Consider the following 23427-nt stretch of genomic DNA (forward strand, 5'->3'; position numbering starts at 1 on the left):
ATGCCCCACGGACAGAGTGCCCCGTTCAGCGACGTAGCGGACGTCTACGACCAGCTGAGCGAGTTCTTCACCACCATCCTCGGTGGCAGCATCCACCTCGGCTACTGGGCCGAGGGCGACACGCTCGGCGACAACGCCATGGTCGCCGCGTCCGAGCGGCTGACGGCGATGATGATCGACAAGATCGCCGTCGGCCCCGGGCAGCGCGTGCTGGACGTCGGGTGCGGCACCGGGCAGCCCGCCCTCGAGCTGGTGCGCGCCACGGGCGCCGACGTCCTCGGCATCACGATCAGCGGGGAACAGGTGGCCACGGCGACCGAGCTCGCCCGCGGCAGCGGGCTGGCGGACCGGATGTCGTTCCGGCTCACCGACGTGATGGAGCTGCCCTTCGAGCCCGGCAGCTTCGACGCGGCGTGGCTCTTCGAGTCCCTGCCGCACATCCGCGACCGGCGGCGGGCGCTCGAGCAGGTCGCGAAGGTGGTGCGGAAGGGCGGCTTGATCGCGCTCACCGACTTCGTCCAGATCGCGCCGATGAGCCCCCAGGAAACCGAAGCCGCGACGACGTTGATGGAGTCCTTCCACCTGGGCGGTTTCTGCTCCCTGGAGCGGTACCCGGAGGTGATCCGCGAAGCCGGCCTGGAAGTGGTGGAGGTGAACGACATCTCCGCGAACACGATCCGGTCCGACGACGCGTTCCTCGACTCCTTCCTCACCGACCTCCGCGAGAAGGCCGCGAAGTTCGGGGCGGTGGCGGCCGAGGCGATCGACTCCATCGAGACGGTGAGCCGCAGTCTCAACGACCTGCACCAGATCGGGTACGCGCTGCTCGTGGCGCGGGCCTGAGCCCACTGCCACTGCCACTGCCACTGCCGGTCAGGGCACCAGGCGCGCGGCGCCGCACAGCTCGGCCAGGCCCGTCTCCAGGTCGACCTCGGCGGTGAAGCCCTTGTCCTCGATCTTCCGGTACGAAACGGCGTAGTCACGCTGGTCCGGATCCGTGGCGAACTCGGCGAAGTGGACGTAGCACTCGGTGCGCCGGGCGATCGCGCCGGCGATGGCGGCCTTCGACAGGTTCAGCTCGGCGTTGCCGACGTTGTACACGTCGTCGGCCAGCCCGTGCCAGTTGCCCAGCGCGAAGACGATCGAGCGGGCCATGTCCCGCACGTGCACCAGGGTGCGGCGGAAGCCGGGCTGGTAGACCACCAGGTAGCCCTGGCGCACCGCCTTGTACACGAAGTCGTTCACGAGCAGGTCGGTGCGCAGGCGCTGGCTCACGCCGAACGCCGTCGCGAAGCGGTACACGACGGCGTTGCCCGCGTCCAGGACCATCTGCTCCCCCAGCGCCTTCGCCTTCGCGTACCGGGTGTTCGGGTCGACGCTCGTGGCCTCGGTGCACACCGCGTCGGTGACCTTCCCGTAGACGCTGCCGGTGGAGGCGAACAGCAGCGACTGGCCGGCCTGGCGCAGCTTGACGAGGGTGCTCGTGCCCTCGACGTTCGTCATCCAGGCCTGCGCCGGTTCGCCGGCGCAGGCCGGCTCGCCGACCACGGCGGCGAGGTGGACGATGGCGTCCACGCCGCGCAGCGCCTCGGCGACCGCCCGCTCGTCGCAGACGTCACCGACGACCATCTCGAAACCGGCGTGCCCGCAGCAGCTCAGCAGTCCCTCGCCACCGGCGCGGAGCCGGTCGAGCACGCGCACGTGATGCCCTTCGGCGAGTAACGCGGGCACCAACGTCGAGCCGACGTACCCGGCACCCCCGGTCACCAGAACTCGCATCGCCGTCACCACCAATTTCCGTGTCGAATGGGCAACAATGATCGGCCAATGGCCACGAAGGGACCCTCGGCCCAATTGTGGGGCCACCACGGCTCGGCGGGCAAGTCACGACCGGGCGCGCAATTCCGCGCGTCGCCCGACAATTGACGCGGCCGATCGATATCGCTACGGTCGGGCCATATCTCGGAATGACCTGTCTTTCGCCAGGAATGACAAAGTCCCGACCAGTGCAAATGAGGTGGATGGCGCGGTGGGAAGCAACGTCTTGACGCAATGCCGGGTCTGCGGCCGATCGTCGTTCCGGGACGTTCTCGACCTGGGTGAGCTGGCCGTGTCCGACTTCGGCCGGGACACCGAACCACACTACGCACCCCTGGCCCTGGTCCTGTGCGACCCGGGCACCGGCGGGTGCTCCTTCGTCCAGCTGAAGCACCGGGCCATCGACCGGGACCTGCTGTACCGGCAGTACTGGTACCGGTCCGGGACCAACGAGTCGATGCGGGTGGCCCTCGCGAGCATCGCGGCGTCCGGGCGGGACCTCGTCGGGCTCGGCCGCGGCGACGTCGTGGTGGACATCGGGGCCAACGACGGCACGCTCCTGCGCAGCTACCGCGACGACGGGGTGGTCCGGGTCGGCTTCGAGCCGGCCGCGAACCTGGTGGCCGAGGCGCGGGCCGGCACGGACGTCATCATCCCGGAGTACTTCACCGCCGGCTCCTTCTTCGACCACCTCGGGGCGAGCAGCCGGGCCGAGCTCATCACGTCGATCGCGATGTTCTACGACCTGGAGAACCCGCACGACTTCGTCCGTGACATCGCCCGCATCCTGGCGCCGGACGGCCTGTGGATCATCCAGATGGCCTACCTGCCGACGATGTACGCCAGCAACAACTTCGACAACATCTGCCACGAGCACGTCGGCTACTACTCGCTCGAGGTGATGAAGACGCTGCTGAGCCGGCACGGCCTGAGCGTCCGCGACGTCGAGCTGAACGACGTCAACGGCGGCAGTTTCCGGTTGTACGTCGGCCACCACGACACCCGCCCGCGGTGGGCGGACCGCGCCGGCGCCCGGCGCGTCGAAGAGCTGTCCAGGCAGGAAACCGCGCTGGGGCTGCACCTGCCCGGCACCCACCGGGAATTCCGCCAGCGCATCGCCGCGCTGAAAACCGACATACCGGAATTCGTCCGGCGGGAGATGGCGGCCGGAAAGGTCTTCCACGTCTACGGCGCGTCCACGAAGGGCAACACCATCCTGCAGTACCTCGGGCTGGATCACCGGCATTTCGCCATGGCCGCCGAACGCAGCCCGCACAAATGGGGACTGCGCACCGCGGCCACCGATATCCCCATCGTTTCCGAGGACGAGTCGCGCCAGGCCGGGCCGGACTACTACTTCGTGCTCCCGTGGCATTTCCGGGACAGCTTCGTCACCCGCGAGGCGGCCTTCCTCCGCGACGGCGGCCAGATGATCTTCCCGCTGCCGGAGCCCACCGTGGTCCGGCTGGTGAACGGCGCACCCCACGCGCTGCCGTTGCGCGATGCCCTCGATGCCCTTGATGCCCTCGCCGACCGGCAGGACGACGTGGCGGCCTCGCCGGCCGCGTCGTGAGCCGCGCCCGCGGGATCCCGTACCGACGACCACGCCCACGATCGGGGAAAGCATGACGACGGAAATGGACTCGGCGCGCACGGACCACCGGCGCGCCTGGGTACGGCTCAAGGAGTACTCGATGCTCGCCGCCCTGCTGGTGGTCCCGGAACGGTGGCGGGCGGGGGCGTTCTTCGAGCTGCGCGGCGACCGGAGCCGGCTGACGGAGCAGAGCTCGTACCGCAACATGGGGTACTGGAAGGACGACCCGGGCAGCCTCGACGATGCCAGCGAGGCGCTGGCCGACCTGCTCGGCGAGGCCGCCGGCCTGGGCCCCGAGGGCACCGTGCTGGACGTCGGGTGCGGCTTCGCCGAACAGGACGTGCGGTGGGTCGAACGCTTCGCCCCGCGCAAGATCGTCGGCCTCGACCTGATGCCCAGCCAGGTCGCGGCCGGGCGGCGGCGCATGGCCCGGCTCGGCCTGGCCGACCGGGTAGATCTCCGGGTCGGCTCGGCCACGTCCCTGCCCTTCGAGGCCGGCTCGTTCGACCAGGTCGTCGCGCTCGAGTGCGCCCTGCACTTCGTCACCCGCGAAGACTTCTTCCGCGAGGCCCGCCGGGTGCTCCGTCCACACGGGACACTGGCGCTGGTCGACCCGGTGACCACCGGCGGGAACTCGGGGATCCACGGCTACCTGGAACGCGCGCTCGGCGCCATCCCCCGGGCCAACGCCTACTCCACCGAGGTCTACGCCGACAAACTGCGTCAGTGCGGCTTCGAGAACGTGCAGGTGCGGTCGTTGCGTGACGAGGTGTACGGCGGGTTCGCCAGGTACCTCGCGCGCCGGCTCGACGATCCCGAGGTCACCGGCCGGATGAACGCGGCACTGCTGATGATCTGGCGCCAGTGGGTGCAGGCGTGGCAGGCCACGACGACGGACCAGGCGGCCTACGCGGGCAACCAGGACTACATCCTCGTCGTGGCCACGGCGCCGGGTCAGAACCCGTAGAGGTCCCGCGCGACGGCGATCTTCTGCAGGCGCTTCTCCTCGACCCGGGCCGAGGAGAAGCCGCCGGCAACCGGCCGTTCGGGCACCTCGTCCAGCGCGGCGAAGACCCACCCGGAGCCCTGCTCGATCAGCGACTGGTGCTTCACGTCGTAGTAGTCCGGCCGCACGCTCAGCGCGACGCCCCCGAGGCCCGCCGCCGCGGCCATCAGGTGCGGGTGGAACCGCGTGGAGATCCAGGTCTGTCCCGGGCGCACCGGCAGGCCGTGGTCCAGGACGTCCATGAGCGGGTAGAACCGGACGCCGGGCAGGTCATTCTTGACGATGTCGCAGACCTCGTTGTCGATGCCGGGGAAGCATTCGAGGAACCCGACGTCCTCGCCGGCGACGTCCCAGGAGCGCAGGGTGCGGAGCACGGACGCCGCGACGGTCGCGGCGTCGGTGGCGCCGTTGAACATCGGCGCGATGTCGGACTGGGCGCACACCATCACGTCCGGCGCGTCGTCGGTCCAGCGGTAGTGGGAGGCGTCCAGGCTGAGGAAGGCGTCGTCGGCCGTGACGCGCAGGGCGTCCAGCCCGAGCAGCTGCCGGCTCGGCTCGTCGCGTGCGTCGGCCACGGTCAGCTGTTCGGCCATGCCGCGCAGCCGCGGCACGAACGCCGGATCCTGCGGGCACAGGCCCTGCCCGGTCATGCCGCCGCGGCCGCCGGACTCCCGCGTCGCGGCGACGACCCCCGCCAGCAGGCCGGCCGTCCACGGGTACAGGTAGTTCAGGATTCCCCCGCCGACCAGGTGGACCACGTCGGAGCCGACCAGCTCCGCCACCCCGGCGGGCCGGTCGGCGGCGCCGACCCTGGCGGTGACCGCGTCGGCGATTTCGGCGCTGCTCTTGCCCATGTGCTCGACGCACAGCATCCAGAGCGTGTCGGTGAACCGCAGGCCGGGGTGCAGGCCCTGCAGCGCCGGCCACGCGTAGTCCGGGCGCACGCATTCCACGAGCACCTCGGCGTCGGGAGCGTGCTTGGCCAGGTAGCGCAACCACCCCGCCGTGATCAGTTCGTCGCCGTAACTGGGCCCGCCGACGCAGGTGACCAGGTAGTAACGGGGCCGGCTGCTCATGACTTCCTCCATCGGACGTCGCGTCCACTCGTCAGGACGCGATCAAGGACCTTGACCATGTGATCGACACCGCGTTCGGCGCCGATGCGCGTGCCGAGCTCGGCCGCCGCGCGGACCATCTCCGGCTCGCGGGTCGCGGTGAGCGCGCCGGCCAGCCTCATCGGGGTCAGCTCCTTGCGCCCCAGGGGACGGGGGCCGACGCCCAGCTCCGCGATCCGGTTGCCCCAGTCGAACTGGTCGAACACCGTCGGCACCAGCACCGTGGGCCGGCCCGCCCGCAGCCCCTCCGCGGTGACCATCATGCCGCCGTGGTGCACCACGGCACGGACGTGCGGGAACACCAGGTCCAGCGGCAGTTCCTCGACGCACAGCACCGAATCGGTGTCGGGGGTCGGGCCGATCCCGCCCCACGCGGTGGCGATGATCGCCCGGTCCCCGGTGACGGCCAGCGCCGCGTTGATCACGTGCGTCAGCCGCTCGGGGTGCGAGGTCGCCAGGCTGCCGAAGGTGAAGTAGACCGGCGGCGGCCCCGCCGCGAGGAAGTCCCGCACGTGCGCGGGCAGCGAGGTGCCCAGAGCGCTGTCCAGGAACCAGTACCCCGCGACGTGCCGGTCGCCCCCCACCGCGTCCGGTTCGGGCAGCACCGAAGGGCTGAGCCCGTAGACGATCGGCAGCCGTTCCTCGTGCCACCGGGGGAACGGGCCGAGGAACGGCGCGGTCCGCTGCCCGGTCTGGCGCTGCCACCGCGTGATGGACTCGCGGAAGATCTGCCAGATGATCTGCTGGCCGAGGAAGCGCCGTCCCGGCACGCTGTGGTCGAGCGGGTGGCCGGTCTGCAGGAACGCCGCCACACCGGGAACGCCCAGGGCGCGTGCCGCGTAGTAGCCGTGGTAGGCCAGCGGAGCACCGTAGATCACCGCTTCGGCGCCCTCGCAGGCCGACCACACGTCGTTCATCAGGGCCTCGTCGTACCAGCGGGCGAGCTGGATCACGGCCCGGAGGCCGGTGTTCGACTGCCACTCGACCCGGCGGGCCAGGCTCCGGACGGCCGACACCGCCGCCGCGGCCAGCCGATCCGGCCGCCGCTCGGCTTCGAGCACCCTCAAGAACGACTCGTCGGTGACCACCGCGCGGGGGTCGCCGGCGAGCTCGGCGTAGTCGAGGCCGGTCTGCGTGGCCACGGACCGCCAGTGCCGGTGGGTGGCGAAGCGGACGGTGTGGCCCGCGTCGCGAAGACCGCGGGCCAGCGCCGCCAGGGGGTGGACGTCACCGGCAAGGCCGGCGGCCAGAACTGTGACGAGCATGGCTCAGACGCCGACCGACGCGCCGTGGGGCCGGAACACCGGCAGGTAGTCGCGCAGGCACACGAACATGCCCTGGCAGTACAGCGCGTTCTGCGACAGGCCGAGCTCGTCGACGTACGGGATCTTCCGCAGCACGTTCTGGTCCAGCAGCACCTCGGCCGGCACCGGCCCTTCGTGGTCGTTCATGTCCAGGTCGGCGAGCAGCTCGCCGATGGCCGGTGGCAGCGTCAGCGAGGCGTGGTGGTCGTCGATGATCTCGTACCGGACGTGGGTGAATTCGTAGTCGGGGGCGCGCATCGGCTCGGCGTAGATGTACGGGCGGGCCAGCAGGTCCAGCTCGAACGCGGCCTGGGCCCCCTCGTCCGCCCACCACCCCTGCGTGCGGACGAAGCCGGTCAGCAGCTCGTCGAACTCCGCGCGGCAGGCGTGCAGCACCATGTGCGCGACCATGCCGCTGTCGCGGAAGTCGTAGTTGCCGAGGTTCTTCACCGAGTCCGCGAAGTACTGGGTGACCGCCGCGTCCGGCCGGTTCTTGAAGTACCCGACCGCGTTCGCGTACACCTCGGCGAAGGTGGCCAGGCCGGTGCGGTCGAGGTAGTTCGCCAGGTAGTAGAGGCTCCGGACGTTGTACAGGGCGTGCACGACGTAGGCGAACCACACCCCGTCCTCGTACTCGGAGTTGGTGACCCAGTTGGTGGACGTGACGATGTCCGCCTCGGCGATCTCGCTCGGCACCCGGGCCGTCTGCACGCCGAGGACGTCACGCTGCTTGTGGATCGGCGTGTTGTAGAGCAGCAGCTGCGGGTAGGTGACGATGACGTCGCCGCGCAGGCGGCAGAGCTCGCCGATGCCCCGCTGGTACGAGTCCAGGGTCTCGCCCGGCAGCGGCCAGATCAGCTCGATGTTGGAGTTGATCCCCCGCTCCCGCAGCGTCGACTGGAGGGTGGTGTACGCGGACAGCCGGATGTTGCTGCGCTGCACCATGTCGAGCGTGTGGGGGTCCATGGACTGCAGGGAGATCGTCTGGCTGGTCACCAGGCCGCCCCGCACGAGCGTGTCGGTGATCGTGGTGATCCGGTCGGGCCGGTTCTTGGCCGCCGCCATGTCCACCCGGTACGGGAACCCGTGCTTGTCCTTCTGCTCCACGATGAACTTCGTGAGCTCGACGTCGCGAGGCGCGATCCCCCAGTTCGCGTCCGCGATGAACACCGACGCGAACTGGTGCTCGCTGATCCAGGTGATGTCCTCCCGGACCCGGTCGTCGTCGAACTTGTAGACCTTGTCGTTCGTCGCCGCGCCCCAGGCGCAGAACCCGCAGTTGTAGGGGCAGCCCCGGTTCGTCTCCAGGATCGCCGACGAGTACAGCCCGTCGGCGAACACGCCGGTGGTGAACGGCGACGGGATCTCGTTGAGGTCCTTGATGCGCTCCGACTTCGGGGTGGTGACCAGCTCGCCGTCCCGCCAGAAGCTCAGGCCCGGCACGGCGTGGAAGTCCCGTTCCCCGCTGATGATCTGCTTGAGGTAGGCGAGGAAGGTGCGCTCCCCCTCACCGTTGCAGACGACCATGTTCTCGCGATCGGCGGCGACGTAGTCCTGCATGTGGTTCATCACCTGCGGGCCGCCGAGGATGAACTGGGCGTTCGGCTTCCGCTCGTGCAGGCGGTCGAGCACCCACCGGGTGATGCCCATGTTCCAGAGGTAGCAGCTGACCGCGTAGACGTCACTGTCCTTTGCGGACAGTTCGTCGGCCACGGCCACCCGGTCGCCGGTCGCCTGCTGCGAGAAGATCTCGAACGAGCACTCGGCGACGATGTCCTCGTCCTGCGACGCGTACGCCTGGAGGTACCCGGTGGCGAGCGGCAGAACGCCCTCGTAGGCGGTTAGTTCGACGAACGTGACTTTGGTGCTCATGTCCTTGCCCTCGTCTCCGGCTCTGCTTTTTCAGACTGCTCCGCGATGCGCACAGCCTCTTCGATCAGGGTTTCGACGATCGCGTGCTCCGGCACGGTCTTGACGACCTCGCCCTTCACGAAGATCTGACCCTTGCCATTACCCGACGCCACACCGAGGTCGGCCTCCCGCGCCTCACCCGGGCCGTTCACCACACAACCCATCACCGCGACCCTCAGCGGGATCTCCATGCCCTCGAGCCCGGCGGTGACCTGCTCGGCGAGGGTGTAGACGTCGACCTGCGCGCGCCCGCACGACGGGCACGACACGATCTCCAGCTTCCGCTGCTTCAGGTTCAGCGACTGCAGGATCTGGATGCCGACCTTGACCTCTTCGACCGGCGGCGCGGACAGCGACACGCGGATCGTGTCGCCGATCCCCTGCCGCAGTAGCGCACCGAACGCCACCGCCGACTTGATCGTGCCCTGGAACGCCGGGCCGGCCTCGGTGACACCCAGGTGCAGCGGGTAGTCGCACTGCTCGGCCAGCAGCTCGTAGGCACGGACCATGACGACCGGGTCGTTGTGCTTGACCGAGATCTTGATGTCGTGGAAGTCGTGCTCGGCGAACAGTGACGCCTCCCACAACGCCGATTCGGCCAGCGCTTCCGGGGTCGCCTTGCCGTACTTGTCCATGATCCGCTTGTCCAGCGAACCGGCGTTGACGCCGATCCGGATCGGCGTGCCGTGGTCCTTCGCGGCCTGCGCGATCTCCTTGACCTGGTCGTCGAACTTGCGGATGTTGCCCGGGTTGACCCGGACCGCGGCGCAGCCGGCCTCGATCGCGGCGAAGACGTACTTCGGCTGGAAGTGGATGTCGGCGATCACCGGGATCTGCGACTTGCGCGCGATCGCGGGCAGCGCCTCGGCGTCATCGGCCGACGGGCAGGCGACACGGACGATGTCGCAGCCCGCGGCGGTCAGCTCGGCGATCTGCTGCAGGGTCGCGTTGACGTCGGAGGTGAGCGTCGTCGTCATCGACTGGACGGAGATCGGGAAGTCACTGCCGACACCGACCGGGCCCACCTGCAGCTGGCGGGTCCGCCGCCGCCGGGCGAGGGTGGCGGGGGCCGGGATGCCGAGTCGCACCGTCATCGGACCGCTCCCCTCGGCTCGGCGCCGCCCGGGACGAGTGCCGGCACCGGAGCGTTCAGCCGCGCGGCGAGATCGCCGGCGATCTCGGCGGCGGTCAGCCCGCATCCGGCGAGCACCTCCGAGCGGGTGCCGTGGGCCAGGAACCGTTGCGGGATACCGAAGTCCGCCAGCGGGGTCCCGATGCCGGCCGCGCGCATCTCCTGCGCGAGCAGCGCACCGAACCCGCCGACACGCAGGTTGTCCTCGACCGTGGCGACCAGCCGGAACCGGGGGGCCACGGTCAGCAGCAGGGGGTTGACCGGCCGGATCCACTGGGGATCCATCACGGTCACGCCGATGCCCCGCGCGTGCAGCAGCTCGGCCACCTCGAGGCACATCCCGGCCATCGCGCCGACCGAGACGAGCAGGAGGTCGTCGCGGGGATCGGGCCGCAGCACGTCCAGCCCGCCGTAGGAGAAGGCGGCGGGGAGGTCCGCGCCGGCCCGCCCCTTGGGGAAGCGGATCGCCGCCGGGCCGTCCACGGTGTTCAACGCCGTTCGCAGCGCGCTGCGCAGGGTCGCCGCGTCCCGGGGCGCCGCGATGCGCATCCGGGGCACGATGTTGAGCAGCGAAAGGTCCCACATGCCGTTGTGGGACGCGCCGTCGTCGCCGGTGACCCCGGCGCGGTCGAGCACGAAGACCACCGGGGCCGAGTGCAGCGCCACGTCCATCAGCACCTGGTCGAAGGCCCGGTTGAGGAACGTGGAGTAGATCGCCACCACCGGGCGCAGGCCGGCCATGGCCAGCCCGGCGGCCGCGGTCACCGCGTGCGGTTCGGCGATGCCGACGTCGAGGACCCGGTCCGGGAACCGGTCGGCGAACGCGGTGAGCCCGGTCGGGTCCCGCATCGCCGCCGTGAGCGCGACGACGTCCTCACGCTGCTCGCCGAGCCGGGCGAGTTCCGCCCCGAAGACCGACGTCCACGAACGCCCGCCGGCCGCGAGCGGCACGCCGGTCGCCGGGTCCATCGGCCGGACCGCGTGGAACCGGTCCACCTCGTCGTCCTCCGCGGGCCGGTAGCCGCGCCCCTTGCTGGTCAGGCAGTGGACGACCACCGGGCCGTCCTCGTCTCCGGCGCGGCGCAGCGCCTCCTCTACCGCGGCGACGTCGTGGCCGTCGACCGGTCCGACGTAGCGCAGGCCGAGCGCGGTGAAGAACCCGCCGGGGTCACTCCCCCGCAGGTGCCGGGCGAGCCCGCCCACGGTCGGGGCGTACGACCGGCCGTTGTCGTTCAGGACCACGACGACCCGGCGGCGCTCGCCCGCGATGGAGTTCAGCGCCTCCCAGGCCATGCCGCCGGTCAGCGCGCCGTCGCCGACCACGACGACCACCCGGCGGCCGGTGTCGCCGCGGAGCCGGTTCGCCGTGGCCAGCCCGTAGGCGTAGGACAGCCCGGTGGAGGCGTGCGAGTTCTCGATGACGTCGTGCGGCGACTCGGCCCGCGACGGGTACCCGGACAGCCCGCCGCGCCGGCGCAGCGTGGCGAAGTCGCGCCAGCGCCCGGTCAGCATCTTGTGGACGTAGGCCTGGTGGCCGGTGTCCCACAGGATCCGGTCGCCGGGTGACTCGAACACCCGGTGCAGGGCGAGCGTCAGCTCGACGACGCCCAGGCTCGGCCCGAGGTGACCACCGGTGCGGGACACGAGATCGACCAGCGACCGCCGGATCTCGGCCGCCAGCTCGGCCAGCTCGGGCTCGGCCAGCCGCCGGACGTCCGCGGGCTCCCGGATCGAGGGCAGCAGCCGCATCCCCGGGCCTTCCGGTGCCGCGTGTCCGAGCCCGGCTGGGGTGACGTCCACGGCGACATCGCGGAAACCGAGCTCGGCCAGCCGCTCGAGCACCTGCTCCACCAGGCTCTCCGGGGTGCCCGCGCCGGAGCCCAGGCCCACCGTGCGCACACCGTCGAACCACGTCGCCCGCAGGTGCGCGGCGTCCGGCACCAGGTGGCTCCGCGCCCCCTCCTGCCGCGCGACCTCGACCATCCGGCACGCGGTGCCGGAGTCCGCCGAGCCGGCCACCAGCACCAGCTCGCACCGCCGCGCCAGGGACCGGACACCGAGCTGCCGGGTCCGGTCGGTGAGCACGGTCCGGGCGGGCACGGTCTCCTCGTGCCCGGCGGCGGCACGGACCGCGGGCGGATCGGCGAGCACGACCTTTCCCTGGCGTGCCGCGGAGTTCCGGTCGGGGGCCACCGGCGTCACCGGTCCCGCTTGATCGCCGCTTCGGCGAACCCGCGCAGCCGGTCGAGGCTCGCCGAGGGCGGCAGCACCCGCAGCGCGTCGATCGCCTGCCGCGAGTAGTCCCGCGCCCGCTCGGCCGCCCCGGCGATGGCGCCCGTCTTGTCCAGCAGGCCGAGCAGCGTGTCCCGCCGGGCGACCGGATCGCCCTTGCTGACGAGCACCTCGGTGATCGCCGCGCGGTCCTCCGGCGGCGACGCGTGGTAGGCCAGGAGCACCGGCAGCGTGAGCCGGCCGTTGCGGATGTCGCTCGTCGCCGGCTTGCCCATCACCGCGGTGTCGTTCGTGTAGGACATCACGTCGTCGTGGATCTGGAAGGCACAGCCGAGGTTTTCGGCGTAGACCCCGAGCGCCCGCACCAGGTTCTCGTCACCGCCGGCCAGCAGCGCGCCGCACTCGCAGACCCCGCGGAACAGGGCCGCGGTCTTCAGCCGCACCATCGTGAGGTAGCCGTCGAGGTCGAAGTCCATCCGCTCGCACAGCTCCGCCTCGAGGCTCTGGCCCCGGCACAGGTCGATCCCGCACCGGGCGACCACGTCGAGGGCCGCCACGATCCGGTCGGGCCGCGCCCCGGTGGACCGGCACTCGGCCAGCGCCGCGAAGAGGTCGAAGATCAGCGCGTCACCCGCGATGATCGCGTTGTCGGCGCCGAACTTGTGCTGGACCGACGGCCGGCCCCGGCGCAGCTCGTCGTCGTCGATGATGTCGTCGTGGACCAGGCTGGCGACGTGCCCGCACTCCGCGCCGATCGCCGCGGGCAGCACCACCTTCGCGTCACCGCCGACCGCCAGCGCGGACTCGAGCAGCAGGATCGGCCGGAGCAGCTTCCCGTTCGGCACCAGGGCGTGCGTGCACATGGTGGCGAGCAGGCTCGTCTCCGTCTGCCAGCGTTCCGCGAGCCGGTCGCCGACTTCGTCGATGAGCGCGGTGGACCCGAGGCCCCGGCCGGGTTCCGGCAGCCGACCGCCTGCCACCTGCTCCGTCGTCACCGGACGAGTCATGGTTTCCTCCCGGAGTACCGGCGAACCTTCCGGCCGCGTCACGATCCCGCCACCTGCCGTTCGAGACGACCCATGTAGTAGAGGATCTCCTCGTGGTTCGTGGAGGGAAGGAAGTTGTTGGCGCCGATCTTGTAGTAGATGGAGCTGACCGTTTCGGTGAGCGCTTGCTCGTACGGCTCGTCCCGCCGCAGCGCCAACGTGAGCGCGGGCACGTCGTAGCCCTTCCACACGTCCCGCCAGACGTAGTACCCGGCGCCGTCGATCTCGACCGTCGGCAGGGTTTCGTTGGCGTAGCGGGACGACGGGTCGTGTCCCGGCATGGTGTAGGCGGGCAGGGTCAGCAGGTCGTACTCGAAGGCGGTGTCCACAAGGGACCGCACCTTCGGCGGCACGAGCGGCATCACCGTCTCGTGCCACCAGCGCCGCAGCATGTCCTTGGCCTCGTCGTCGCCGTACAGCCGGGTGAGCACCGGGGCCAGCACGTCCGAGTCGGTGAACGAGTTGATCATGCCGTGGCGGAAGGGTTCGGTGCCCGGGTGCGGATCGTGCTCGAACCAGTCCATCAGGGACCGGATCAGCGCCGACTGGGTGATCCCGGCGAGCGTGCGGAGCGGACCCCAGATGTGGCGGAAGACCGGGTTCTCGGCGACCAGCCGGGACACGAAGATGAACCGGTGCATGTACTGGTTGTCCTGTGAGGACATCGTGTCGTGGGACAGCAGGTACTCGAAGTCGTCCGTGTTGCCCCGGACCGTGATCAGGCCGAAGCGCTCCCGGTCCGTGTGGTAGGTGGTGTTCGGCAGGATCAGCATCGGGTAGACCGCGACCCGGGAGACGTGGTTGGCCAGCCGGTCGTAGCCCTTCATGAACGACTCGGTCGTCTCGCCGGGCGCGCCCCAGATCAGCTCGGCGTAGCAGTCGAGCCCTTCCTTGCCCAGCCACTCCGCCAGGCTCTCCCAGTCGTTGACCTTCATGTTCCGCCGGTTCATCAGGTCCAGCGTGGTGTCGTCCAGGGTCTGCAGCGCGAGGGTGAACGAGCTGTGCAGGCCGGCGTCCTTCATGGACTTGACGATCTTGTAGAAGACCGCGGACTTGTTCTTCGCCCACGAAGTCTCGATGCTCCGGGGATAGCCGTACTTTTCCTTGATCTCGATGACGTCCGCCACGAACTCGAGGTCGATCGGCATCATCCCGAAGTTGGCGTCGCACAGCACGAGCGTGTGCACCTTGTGCTGGGCGAAGAGCTCGAGCTCCTGGCGCAGCCGTTCACGGGAGAACGCCCGGACCCGCTGGCCGACGGCGCCGCCCCAGTAGCAGAACGAGCACTTGTACGGGCACCCGCGGTTGGTCTCCAGGAGGGCGACGTCGTAGCGGAACTCGCCGTCCGCCCCGGTCAGCGGGATCGCGCCGGTGAGGAACGGCGAGGGGATCTCGTCGAGGTCCTCGATCCTCGGGCGGTCCTTCGTGGTCACGACCTGACCGCTCTCGTCCCGGTAGGAGATCCCGTCGATGTCGCCGAGCGCCCGCGGCGACACGCCGTCCAGCCGGGCCCGCAGCAGGTCGCGGAAGGTGAACTCACCCTCGCCGTTGACCACGACGTCCACGTAGGGGTGCATGGCGAACACCCGGGAAGCCTGCTGCGACACGTGGTTTCCGCCGAAGATCGCCCAGCCGTCCGGGTTGAGCTGCTTGAACGTCTCGGCCAGCGCGGCGAACTCCTGGTAGTTCCAGCCGAGCACGGAGAACGCCAGCACGTCCGGCGCGCCGTCGCGGCCGTCGCGGAACAGCTGGTTCGCCATCCCGAACAACGTGATGCCGCCGTCGAAGTTGTGGATCTGGACGTCCGTTTCGGCCGCGATGCGCTCGTCCGCGAGCGCGGTCGCCTTCAGATAGCCGGCGGCCAGCGGCATCGACTCGAGCGACATCGCCCAGATGCCCTGCTGCACCAGCCAGGTCTTCAGTGGCCGAGCTACCATCGTGAGTTCCCCTTGCGCCGGATCTGTTGGATGGACCGGGTCAGCCGTCACCAGGTGACGATCACCTCGGCGGGACCCCGGTCCAGCGGCCCGGCCGTCCACGGGATCTCGGCGGCCGGGAGGGTCAGGGCGAGGCCGGGCACCTGGCCGGCCAGCGCGCGGAGCCCGGCCGCCAGCGTCATCCGGGCGACGCTGGCGCCGAGGCACCGGTGCGGGCCGTGCCCGAACCGCAGGTGGCTCCTCGGTGTCCTGGCCGGATCGAACCGGTCGGGGTCCGGGAACGCCCGCGGGTCCCGGTTGGCCCCTTCCAGCCGGACGATCACCATGTCCCCCGCCGCGATGACCTGACCGGCGAGCTCGACGTCCGCACGGGCCCAGCGGGGGAAGGCCTCACCGCTGATCCCGGCCTGGTGCCGCAGGATCTCCTCGACGGCCTGGTCGATCAGCTGCTCGTCGCCGAGCCGGCCCAGCCCGCCACCGAGCTCGAGCAGCTTGACGACCCCGATGGCCAGCGAGTTCACCGTGGTCACCTGGCCGCCCGCGAGCACGGCGGCGGCCGCCTGCACCAGCTCGCGGTCGTTGAACCGGCCGTCGTCCGCGTCGTGCACCGTGATCAGGGCGCTGAGCAGGTCGTCCCCCGGCACCGCCCGTTTGGTCTCGACCAGCTCGGTGAGGAACCCGAACAGCTCGCCCAGCTCCCGCACGACGTCTTCGGCGCCGTCGACGACGACCACCGACATCAGGTCGGCCCACCGGTAGAACCGCTCCCGGTCGTCCACCGGCACCCCGAGCAGCGTCGTGATCACCGCCAGGGTCAGCGGCCGGCACAGCATCGAGACCAGGTCGGCGGGCGGCCCGGCCCGGCGCATCGCGGCGACGAGCTCGCCGGCCAGCGCGTCGACGGCCGGGCGCAGGTTCGCGGTCTCCCGCTGTCCGAGGCCGCGTCCGATGATCCGGCGCAGCCGCGCGTGGTGCTCACCGTCGCACATCAGCGACTCGGTGTTCACCGCCTCGTCCTCCCGGGTGATCGCGAAGCGGCGGTCGGACAGCACCCGCTGGGCCTCCGCCGCGCCGATCACGACCCACGCCGGGGTGCCCGCCGCGGTGGTGGTGCGGAAGACCGGCGACCCGCGGCGCAGGTCCGCGTACGCCGGTGGTGGTGCCAGCTCCGAAACTCGTTCGAACGGCAGCGTGAACGACTGGACATCCATGGTTTCCCCGTCACCCCCGGCCCGACAGGCCGTCGAGAAATGTGCGCACCGTCTCGGTGAACCGGTCCGGTTCCTCCATGTTGACCATGTGCCCGGTCCCGGGGAACACCTCCAGCTTCGCGTTCGGCACGGCGGACACGACCCGCTCGATCATCTGCAGGACGTCGGCGCAGTCGAGCTCGCCGGCGATGCCGAGCAGCGGAGTGTCCACATCGGACAACCGGTTCCAGGTGTCTTCGGCCTTGCCGGGCAGCACCGGGTCCGGCCGTGCGTGGTGGGTGGCGGTGTACTCCGCCATCTCGCGGCACCGCTCCCGAATGGCCGGATCGACCTGGTGCGGCTCCCGCGTGGGGCCGTCCACCCAGAGGCGCAGGAACATCTCGATGTACCCCTCGGTGTCCTGCCGGAACGCGTGATCCATCTGGCGCTTCAGCAGGTCGACCACGAACGGGCTCTGCCAGTACTGCTCCGAGGTGCCGCAGCCGCTGATCACCAGCCCGTCGACCCGGTCCGGGTGGTCCAGGGCGGTGTCGAGCGCGCTCGTGCCGCCCATCGCCTGTCCCACCAGGAAAGCCGACGGCAGGCCGAGGTGGTCGAGCAGCGCGGTGACGTCGTCGCCGCGCCGGTACGGGGTCATCGGGGTGGACGACTCGCCGTGGCCACGCGCGTCGAGGGAGAGCACGCGGTACCCGTCGAACGCGTTCAGCTGGCCTTCCCAGACCCGGCGGTCGAGGGTCCCGTCGTGCAGGAACAGGACCGGCGGGCCGGCACCGACGTCGTCGTAGGCGAGGTACCCGCCGGGGTACGCGGCGCGGTTCACGCCGCCCCTCCCGGTGTGCCCAGCAGCCCGAGCAGGGCCGTGCGCACCTCGGGCCTGCTGGCCACGACCATGGTGAACAGGGACTCCCTGGCGAGCCGCTGCGCGTCGTGCGTGAGCAGGAGGGCCCGCCCGCCCTCGGCGGCCACGAAGGTGGTGCACGCCCGGACCGCCATCGCGGAGCAGGCGGCCCGCATCGCGGGCATGGCGGCCGGATCGCCCAGCGCCGCGTCGAACCGGGCGCGCAGGTCCGCCGCCTCGGCCCGGAACTCCCCGGCCAGGTCCGCCCGGCCGGCCGCGTCCAGCCCCGCCGCGGCGCGGTGGACCAGTCCCAGCGCGAGCGAGCTGTCGACCCGGAGCCCGATCGCCAAGCCGCCCAGGTACTCCTCGCGGTTGGCCCGGGTGGTCACCCTCTCGTCGGCCAGCCACAGGTCCTCGAACACGAGCCGCACGGTGTTGCTCGCCTGTGCGGCAACGAGGTTGAGCGGGTGGACCTCCGTGATGCCGTCACCCGGGCGCGCGTCGATGAGCCCGCTGACGACGTCGCCGCTCTCCTCGTGGAACGCCGAGACGTGCAGCACGTCGACGATGCCCCAGCCGCTGACGAACGCCACGTCGCCGGAGATCCGCCAGCCGTCACCGTCCCGGGTCGCCCGCACCCGCGGCGGGACGGGGATGACGCCGGAGAACGCGCCGCCGCCGCGCACCTGCCCGCGCACCGCGCGGTCCAGGTACTTCTCGCGCAGGGCCGCGTTCTGGGTCATCGCCAGGCCCATCACCACACCGTGGTGCTGGAGCCAGGTGAACGCGGTGGTGAGGCAGGCGCTCGCCAGCGTCTCCACGACCTGGAGGAAGACCGGGAAGTCGACGCCGGCGCCGCCGAACTCGGCCGGTGCGATGAGGCCGTAGAAGCCGTCCTCGGCGAGCCGCGCGAAGTGGCCGTCCGGGATCTTCCCGGTGCGGTCGACCTCGCTCGCGGCGGGCGAGAGCACCTCGTCGGCGATCCTGAGTGCTTTCTGGAGCATGTCGGTCATGCGGAACGGCTCCCTTTCGTCGTGACCGCCAACCTCGGTCACCGCGATCGCAGCGGCGTCAGCTCGAGCAGGTGCAGGTGCCATTCGGCGTCCGGGTCGTCCGCGCCCGCCACCAGGTCACCGGGAAACGCGTCGGCGAGGGCCTCGGGGATCTCGGTCAGCTCGATCCTCTTGAGCACGCGCAGCTCGTACCCGATGTCGTCGGCCAGGTCCCGCACCAGCGTGGGATTCCCCAGCGCCTCGCCGAACCAGAGGTAGACGCGGCCCTCGGGGGTGAGCAGGCCGAGCGCGTCGTGGAAGAAGCGCCGCAGCTTCGCGTACGCCGGGTCGAACATCGTCTCGTGCCAGATCGACGAGTCGACGACGTCCTCGGGTGCGTTGAGGAACGGCGGGTTCCAGTAGATCCCGTCGAACCGCTCGTCCGGGGTCACCGCCGAGTAGAGGTCGCTCACCCGCGCGGTCACCCGGTCCGCCACACCGTGGCGTCCGGCGTTCAGCTCCGTGTTCCGCACCGCGGCGGGGTTGATGTCGAGGCCGACCACCCGCTCCACGCCGGAGAGCGCCGCGAGCACCGACATGATGCCGGTGCCGCACCCCATCTCCAGGAACGACGACATCTCCGTGAACGGGATGAGGTCGGCGAACAGCTCGCCACCGGGAGAATAGGCCGGCGGCCACACGTCGTCCAGCAGATCCCACTCACGCCCGAGCAACTCGAACACGGCCGGCCTGGTCTCGTCCGAATGATATCTGTCGATGATGTTCTGTCCGATGAGCAGCTCGAAATCTCGCGCTTCCATGCCACTCCGTTCCGCACGCCGACACTTTTCACACCGCACCGGAAAGCAATTGACGGGCGGGAAGACATCCGCATTTCGTGAATGCATTCAAACAGCGCTCACAGACCGGCGCAACATCGTCCGCCGAACGCCCGGCCGCGGTGACCGTCACCGGACCTCGGACGCGTGGAACCAGCCGGGCCGGGGTGGTGACCACTCGACCATCGTGTCCATCGAGCGGCGGGAGACCGCCTCCGGCAGGAAGCCGCCGAGCCAGGTACCGCCGTCGCGGGCCGCCACCGCCACCGGTGAGGACGACTCGGCGAAGCGGCCCATCCAGCGCGACAGGACGCTCAACCGGGACGTGCGCGAGCGCCGGCTTGCGTCGTAGGCGGCCAGGCCCGAGCGCAGTGCGGGCCAGGAACGGGCGTCCGCCAGGGCGTGCGCGAGCTCGACGGCGTCCTCCAGCGCCAGGTTGGCGGACCCGACGTTCGGCGTCATCGCGTGGGCCGCGTCCCCCACGAGGACCACCCGGCCCGCGAAGAACCGGTCCAGGGGACGGACGAGCTCCTCGATCCTGTCGAAGTACAGCTCCTGCGCCGACATCCGCCGCATCAGCTGGGGAACCGGGTCGTGCCACCGGCCGAACAGCGGTTCCGGGCCGCCGCCGGTCCCGGTCCGCCGCCGCGGCCCGGTCAGCTTGGCCAGCGCGGAGAAGTGCACCCGGTCACCGGGCAGCGGCAGGATGGACAGGCGCAGCCCGGCACCCCAGGTCTCGGCCGCGGACAGCGCCAGCCCGCCGGCCGGCACCACGCACCGCCAGCTCACCGAGCCGGTGTCGCGCAACCCCGGGTGCCCGGGGTGCATCGCGGAGCGGAAGGCGGACCGGATGCCGTCGGCGGCGACGACCACGTCCGACTCCAGGACCTCGCCGCCCAGCCGGACCAGCGCCGAGGACCGGCCGTCCTGGGCGGCGACCGGCAGGGCGGCCTCGTCGTAATGGACCGTCCCGGCAGGGAGGGCGGCGTTCAGCAGGTCGACGAGGTCGAGCCGCAGCAACGCGCGGATCGGCTCGCCGTACCGCTCCTCGACGAACCGCAGGCCGCTGCGGGCGATCCACCGCCCGCTCGGTGCCCGCACCCCGCCTTCGCGCTGAACCACCGAGCGGGCGCGCACCGCGTCACCGACGCCGATCGCGTCCAGCGCCCGCATGCCGTTCGGGGTGAGGCCGATGCCGCCGCCGGTCGTGCGCAGCCCGGGGCTGCGTTCGAACACCCGCACCGACCAGCCCGCGCCCGCCAGCGCGACGGCCGTCGCCAGACCCGCGATCCCGCCGCCCACGATGTGTGCGGTGCGTGTCATGAGACCCTCCGTTCATTCGCGCGGAATTCCCCGACAATATCCACCATTGCTATCGTCCGGAATCATGCACGGGACCTCCCGAATCAAGGCCACATTCCTGACCCACCTCGAGGCGTGCCGTCCGGACACCGTGTTCTACGCGGGACTGGTCGGCTTGAGCGGCGCGATTCTCACCAGGCCGGACGCCGATTCCGGACGGCTCTTCCTGGCCTGGCTCGTGCCCACGCTCGCCTGGATCGCCTCCCTTTACGGCGGCGACTATTTCGACCGGGAATTGGACGCGCTGGCGAAACCGCACCGGCCGGTCCCCTCCGGGCGGATGAAGGCCGGCACGGCGCGGAACCTGATGGTGCTCCTCATCGGCGCCGGCACGGTGCTCGCCGTCCTGCTCAACCCGCTGACCGTGCTGCTCGCGATCCCCGCGGCGGTGTTCGGCATCGCCTACGCCAGCCGGCTCAAGGGAAAGGGGCTCTGGGGAAACGTCGCCCGGGGCCTGCCGACCGCGATGACCGTCCTCTTCGGCTCGATGGCCGTGCAGACCCTGCCCGCCCTCGAGCTGGTGCCCCTGGCCGCGATGTTCTGGATCCACGACTCCGGCTCGAACCTCCTCGGCGCGCTGTGCGACCGGGACAGCGACCGCCGGGGCGGGTACCTCACCTACCCGGTCGTGCGCGGCGACGACGCCACCGTCCGCGGGCTGGCCGGTTTCTACGCCGGCTGGCTTCTCCTCGCGGCGACGTGGCCGCTGTACGCCGGCCCCGTCGACCGCCTGACCTACTACACCGCGCTGCTCGTGATCGGCACCCTCGGCGGGGTGGCGGTGCTCGACGTCGCGCGCGCACCGCGCCCCATCGCCCGGGAGGTGGGCCTGCGCGCCCACGAGCTGGTGGTCGTGGAACGGATCGTCCTGGGGTGCTTCCTCGTCGCCGCGGCCGGGCGGGTGGAACTCGCCCTGGCCGTCGGCGCTCCCTCGGTGACCCTCACCATCCTGGCCCGCCGCCTGATGCGCCGCCGGTACGAGCCGTCCACGCAGCGGTGAACGGCGCCTAGACGTTCTTCAAGGCGTTGCGCGGGTGGCCGCCCTTGTAGAGGCCGAGGACCAGCTCGTTCGAGTACCCGAGCAGCTCCTGCAGCTCGGGCTGCAGCGCCGCGGCCTGCGCGGGCGGAACGCTGAGGGTGCCGTTCTCCACCTGACGCAGCCACGCGACCTGGAAGCCCATCGAGAAGATCTGCCGGACGTCGGACTCGGTGGTGTTCTCGCCGCCGGCGTGGAACAGGTCCGCGCGGAACAGCAGCGCGTCACCCTTGCTCATCTCGGCCTGCACCGCCTCGCTCCAGTCCGGCGCCGGCGCGGTCGGCGGCCCGCCGTGGCTGTCGAGCACCACCCACGTCGCGCCGTTGGCCGCCGTGAAGTCGCCCATCGCCGCCATCACCGTCAGCGCGACAGGGTTCTCCCCCGCCGGGACGTGCCGCCACGAGAAGGTGTCGCAGTGCAGTTCCTGGCGGAACGCGCCCGGCTCGCGGGCCATGTACTCGGCGATGGTGAGCAGGATCGTGTCCGACAACGGGCTCAGCACCCGGCGCGCGCAGCCCACGAGATCCTTCTGCAGCACCATGTCCGGCGCAGCGGGGATGACCCCGACCAGTCCGTGCAGCGTCGAGGTGGTGTCGCCCTGGAAGCCGCCGAGCACCGAGTTCGCCGCGTACTCCGCCTCCTCCGGGTTCTCCGCCAGGTGGGCCCGGACCTGGGACAGGAACGTGTCGCACTGCTCGGGCGAGTAGGCCGCGGACAGGACCGCGGCGCCGCGGTCGCGGACCGCGGCGTCCAGCGCCGCCTCGTCGTACGGCCGGGTGAAACGGGGAACGGTCTTTTCCATGCTCAGGAACCTTTCCGGGGTTGATCTGTTCTCGTGTCCGCTGGTCACCACTCGACGGGCAGCCGCTCGATGCTGACGTCCATGGCGTCCGCCCGCCACACCACCTCGTGCGGCGGGCCGGCCGGCCGCAGGCCCGGTATCCGGTCCAGCAGGGTGCCGAGGCCGACGGCCAGCTCCATCCGGGCGAGCGCGGCGCCGAGGCAGTGGTGGATGCCGTGCCCGAAGGCCAGGTGCGGACTGCGCGCGCCCGACGCCATCCCGTCGGGGTCCGCGAACTCCGCGGGATCCCGGTTGGCGCCGGCCCGGGACGCGATCACCGTCTCGCCCGTCCGGATCCGCACGCCACAGATGTCCACATCGGACTGCGCGATCCGCTGGATGCCCACCTCTTCGTCCTGCAGGCGCAGCAGTTCCTCCACCACCGCTTCGATCTCCAGCTCACCGGCACGCAGGCCGTCCAGCACCGGCGGGTGCGCGAACAGCCGCAGCAGGCCGTGCGAGAGCGCGGCGGCGGTCGTGATGTAGCCGGCCATCAGCAGGCCCATCGCCATCGACGCGAGCTCCAGCCGGTCCAGCTCGTCCGGCTCGCCGGACCGGCGCGCCAGGTCGCTGAGCAGGTCGTCGCCGTCGGGCTTCGACGCCACGAGCCGGACGACGAACTGCTGCAGGTCGGTGAACGCCGTGGCGACGTCGCCACCCGAAGCCACACCCGCGCCCAGCACGATGTCCGCCCAGCCGCGGAAGCGGTCCCGGTCGACGGCGGGAACGCCCAGCAGTTCCGAGATGATCGCGATCGGCAGCGGGTAGGCGAACACCTCCTGGAGGTCGGCGACCGGCCCGTTCGCCAGCATCGTCTCGACCAGCTCGTCGGAGATCTCCTGCGCGCGCTCCCGCAGCCCGGCGATCCGGCGCGCGGTGAACGCCTTGGCCACGCTGCGGCGCAGCCTGGTGTGGTCCGGCGGGTCCTTCAGGAACATGAAGCCGGCCGCGAGGTTGTTCTCGTCCACCGTCGGCATGACGCCCGGGTACTGGGTGCCGAACGCCGGGTGCCCCAGCAGCGTCCGCACGTCCTGGTACCGGGTCACGAGCCACGCCTCGCCACCCCCGGCCGTGGTCACCTTGTGGATCGGGGCCGCGGCGCGCAGCCGCGCCAGCTCGGGCGAGGGCTCGATGACCGAGTCACGCGCGAACGGGTAGCCGGTCAGCGGCGTCGTCAGTTGGTCCTGCGACACGACGGTTCCCTTCCTGTGGT

Annotated in this window: 19 protein-coding genes; 4 read left to right on the forward strand and 15 right to left on the reverse strand. The window is 71.0% G+C overall.

Annotation, left to right across the window (positions count from 1 at the left end; genetic code table 11):
* The gene (locus tag VA596_RS23540; protein ID WP_323330067.1) at nucleotides 1-843 is read left to right on the forward strand and encodes a class I SAM-dependent methyltransferase; all 843 of its coding nucleotides are present in this window, start codon (nucleotides 1-3) and stop codon (nucleotides 841-843) included.
* A gap of 30 nt (nucleotides 844-873) precedes the next feature.
* Here VA596_RS23540 and VA596_RS23545 read toward each other — a convergent pair whose 3' ends face one another.
* Nucleotides 874-1779, reverse strand: coding sequence for an NAD-dependent epimerase/dehydratase family protein (locus tag VA596_RS23545; protein ID WP_323330069.1), 906 nt, complete (start codon nucleotides 1777-1779; stop codon nucleotides 874-876).
* A 250-nt stretch (nucleotides 1780-2029) separates the two neighbouring features.
* Here VA596_RS23545 and VA596_RS23550 point away from each other — a divergent pair, with 250 nt between their 5' ends.
* Both VA596_RS23550 and VA596_RS23555 read left to right on the forward strand, forming a co-directional pair.
* Complete coding sequence (locus VA596_RS23550; RefSeq protein WP_323330071.1) at nucleotides 2030-3391, forward strand: class I SAM-dependent methyltransferase; 1362 nt, start codon at nucleotides 2030-2032, stop codon at nucleotides 3389-3391.
* 52 nt (nucleotides 3392-3443) lie between these two features.
* Complete coding sequence (locus VA596_RS23555) at nucleotides 3444-4379, forward strand: SAM-dependent methyltransferase (protein ID WP_323330073.1); 936 nt, start codon at nucleotides 3444-3446, stop codon at nucleotides 4377-4379.
* On the opposite strand, the gene VA596_RS23560 is transcribed toward VA596_RS23555, so the two are convergent.
* The 12 genes from VA596_RS23560 to VA596_RS23615 form a co-directional block, all read right to left on the reverse strand.
* Nucleotides 4367-5494: a polysaccharide pyruvyl transferase family protein gene (locus tag VA596_RS23560; RefSeq protein ID WP_323330075.1), complete on the reverse strand. Its 1128-nt coding sequence runs from the start codon at nucleotides 5492-5494 to the stop codon at nucleotides 4367-4369. The genes VA596_RS23555 and VA596_RS23560 overlap by 13 nt on opposite strands.
* A complete protein-coding gene (locus VA596_RS23565; protein WP_323330077.1) occupies nucleotides 5491-6798 on the reverse strand; it encodes a glycosyltransferase in 1308 nt (435 codons plus the stop codon). Before VA596_RS23565 ends, VA596_RS23560 begins: the two co-directional genes overlap by 4 nt.
* A 3-nt stretch (nucleotides 6799-6801) precedes the next feature.
* Nucleotides 6802-8709: a B12-binding domain-containing radical SAM protein gene (locus tag VA596_RS23570; protein WP_323330079.1), complete on the reverse strand. Its 1908-nt coding sequence runs from the start codon at nucleotides 8707-8709 to the stop codon at nucleotides 6802-6804.
* Entirely contained in the window at nucleotides 8706-9842 is a 1137-nt protein-coding gene (gene ispG / locus VA596_RS23575) for a flavodoxin-dependent (E)-4-hydroxy-3-methylbut-2-enyl-diphosphate synthase (protein ID WP_323330081.1), read from the reverse strand. Before ispG ends, VA596_RS23570 begins: the two co-directional genes overlap by 4 nt.
* On the reverse strand, nucleotides 9839-12073 hold the full coding sequence (locus VA596_RS23580) for a 1-deoxy-D-xylulose-5-phosphate synthase (protein WP_323330083.1): 2235 nt from the start codon (nucleotides 12071-12073) through the stop codon (nucleotides 9839-9841). The genes ispG and VA596_RS23580 overlap by 4 nt, the downstream gene beginning before the upstream one ends.
* A gap of 5 nt (nucleotides 12074-12078) precedes the next feature.
* Nucleotides 12079-13119, reverse strand: a complete 1041-nt coding sequence (locus VA596_RS23585; protein WP_323330085.1) for a polyprenyl synthetase family protein — start codon at nucleotides 13117-13119, stop codon at nucleotides 12079-12081.
* Nucleotides 13120-13157: 38 nt separating this feature from the next.
* Entirely contained in the window at nucleotides 13158-15095 is a 1938-nt protein-coding gene (locus VA596_RS23590) for a KedN5 family methylcobalamin-dependent radical SAM C-methyltransferase (protein ID WP_323330087.1), read from the reverse strand.
* A 47-nt stretch (nucleotides 15096-15142) separates the two neighbouring features.
* A complete protein-coding gene (locus tag VA596_RS23595) occupies nucleotides 15143-16306 on the reverse strand; it encodes a cytochrome P450 (RefSeq protein WP_323330089.1) in 1164 nt (387 codons plus the stop codon).
* Between the two features lie 10 nt (nucleotides 16307-16316).
* A complete protein-coding gene (locus tag VA596_RS23600) occupies nucleotides 16317-17126 on the reverse strand; it encodes an alpha/beta fold hydrolase (protein WP_323330091.1) in 810 nt (269 codons plus the stop codon).
* The gene (locus VA596_RS23605; RefSeq protein ID WP_323330093.1) at nucleotides 17123-18157 is read right to left on the reverse strand and encodes an acyl-CoA dehydrogenase family protein; all 1035 of its coding nucleotides are present in this window, start codon (nucleotides 18155-18157) and stop codon (nucleotides 17123-17125) included. The genes VA596_RS23600 and VA596_RS23605 overlap by 4 nt, the downstream gene beginning before the upstream one ends.
* A gap of 38 nt (nucleotides 18158-18195) precedes the next feature.
* Nucleotides 18196-18957, reverse strand: coding sequence for a methyltransferase (locus VA596_RS23610; RefSeq protein ID WP_323330095.1), 762 nt, complete (start codon nucleotides 18955-18957; stop codon nucleotides 18196-18198).
* A gap of 147 nt (nucleotides 18958-19104) precedes the next feature.
* On the reverse strand, nucleotides 19105-20298 hold the full coding sequence (locus VA596_RS23615) for an FAD-dependent oxidoreductase (RefSeq protein ID WP_323330097.1): 1194 nt from the start codon (nucleotides 20296-20298) through the stop codon (nucleotides 19105-19107).
* 64 nt (nucleotides 20299-20362) lie between these two features.
* On the opposite strand from VA596_RS23615, the gene VA596_RS23620 reads away from it, so the two are divergent.
* Complete coding sequence (locus tag VA596_RS23620; RefSeq protein ID WP_323330098.1) at nucleotides 20363-21337, forward strand: UbiA family prenyltransferase; 975 nt, start codon at nucleotides 20363-20365, stop codon at nucleotides 21335-21337.
* Between the two features lie 7 nt (nucleotides 21338-21344).
* Here VA596_RS23620 and VA596_RS23625 read toward each other — a convergent pair whose 3' ends face one another.
* The gene (locus tag VA596_RS23625) at nucleotides 21345-22175 is read right to left on the reverse strand and encodes a phytanoyl-CoA dioxygenase family protein (protein ID WP_323330099.1); all 831 of its coding nucleotides are present in this window, start codon (nucleotides 22173-22175) and stop codon (nucleotides 21345-21347) included.
* 44 nt (nucleotides 22176-22219) lie between these two features.
* On the reverse strand, nucleotides 22220-23407 hold the full coding sequence (locus VA596_RS23630) for a cytochrome P450 (protein WP_323330101.1): 1188 nt from the start codon (nucleotides 23405-23407) through the stop codon (nucleotides 22220-22222).
* Between the last annotated feature and the right edge of the window lie 20 nt (nucleotides 23408-23427).

Source organism: Amycolatopsis heterodermiae (assembly GCF_034929455.1).
Classification (GTDB): Bacteria; Actinomycetota; Actinomycetes; order Mycobacteriales; family Pseudonocardiaceae; genus Amycolatopsis; species Amycolatopsis heterodermiae.

What these genes read in the sequence shown, in the direction of transcription:
- ispG (WP_323330081.1), bottom strand. Translation starts at nt 9,842, where the DNA reads ATGACGGTGCGACTCGGCATCCCGGCCCCCGCCACCCTCGCCCGGCGG.
- VA596_RS23570 (WP_323330079.1), bottom strand. Translation starts at nt 8,709, where the DNA reads ATGAGCACCAAAGTCACGTTCGTCGAACTAACCGCCTACGAGGGCGTT.
- VA596_RS23585 (WP_323330085.1), bottom strand. Translation starts at nt 13,119, where the DNA reads ATGACTCGTCCGGTGACGACGGAGCAGGTGGCAGGCGGTCGGCTGCCG.
- VA596_RS23610 (WP_323330095.1), bottom strand. Translation starts at nt 18,957, where the DNA reads ATGGAAGCGCGAGATTTCGAGCTGCTCATCGGACAGAACATCATCGAC.
- VA596_RS23540 (WP_323330067.1), top strand. Translation starts at nt 1, where the DNA reads ATGCCCCACGGACAGAGTGCCCCGTTCAGCGACGTAGCGGACGTCTAC.
- VA596_RS23605 (WP_323330093.1), bottom strand. Translation starts at nt 18,157, where the DNA reads ATGACCGACATGCTCCAGAAAGCACTCAGGATCGCCGACGAGGTGCTC.
- VA596_RS23625 (WP_323330099.1), bottom strand. Translation starts at nt 22,175, where the DNA reads ATGGAAAAGACCGTTCCCCGTTTCACCCGGCCGTACGACGAGGCGGCG.
- VA596_RS23555 (WP_323330073.1), top strand. Translation starts at nt 3,444, where the DNA reads ATGACGACGGAAATGGACTCGGCGCGCACGGACCACCGGCGCGCCTGG.
- VA596_RS23620 (WP_323330098.1), top strand. Translation starts at nt 20,363, where the DNA reads ATGCACGGGACCTCCCGAATCAAGGCCACATTCCTGACCCACCTCGAG.
- VA596_RS23545 (WP_323330069.1), bottom strand. Translation starts at nt 1,779, where the DNA reads ATGCGAGTTCTGGTGACCGGGGGTGCCGGGTACGTCGGCTCGACGTTG.
- VA596_RS23560 (WP_323330075.1), bottom strand. Translation starts at nt 5,494, where the DNA reads ATGAGCAGCCGGCCCCGTTACTACCTGGTCACCTGCGTCGGCGGGCCC.
- VA596_RS23565 (WP_323330077.1), bottom strand. Translation starts at nt 6,798, where the DNA reads ATGCTCGTCACAGTTCTGGCCGCCGGCCTTGCCGGTGACGTCCACCCC.
- VA596_RS23595 (WP_323330089.1), bottom strand. Translation starts at nt 16,306, where the DNA reads ATGGATGTCCAGTCGTTCACGCTGCCGTTCGAACGAGTTTCGGAGCTG.
- VA596_RS23615 (WP_323330097.1), bottom strand. Translation starts at nt 20,298, where the DNA reads ATGACACGCACCGCACACATCGTGGGCGGCGGGATCGCGGGTCTGGCG.
- VA596_RS23590 (WP_323330087.1), bottom strand. Translation starts at nt 15,095, where the DNA reads ATGGTAGCTCGGCCACTGAAGACCTGGCTGGTGCAGCAGGGCATCTGG.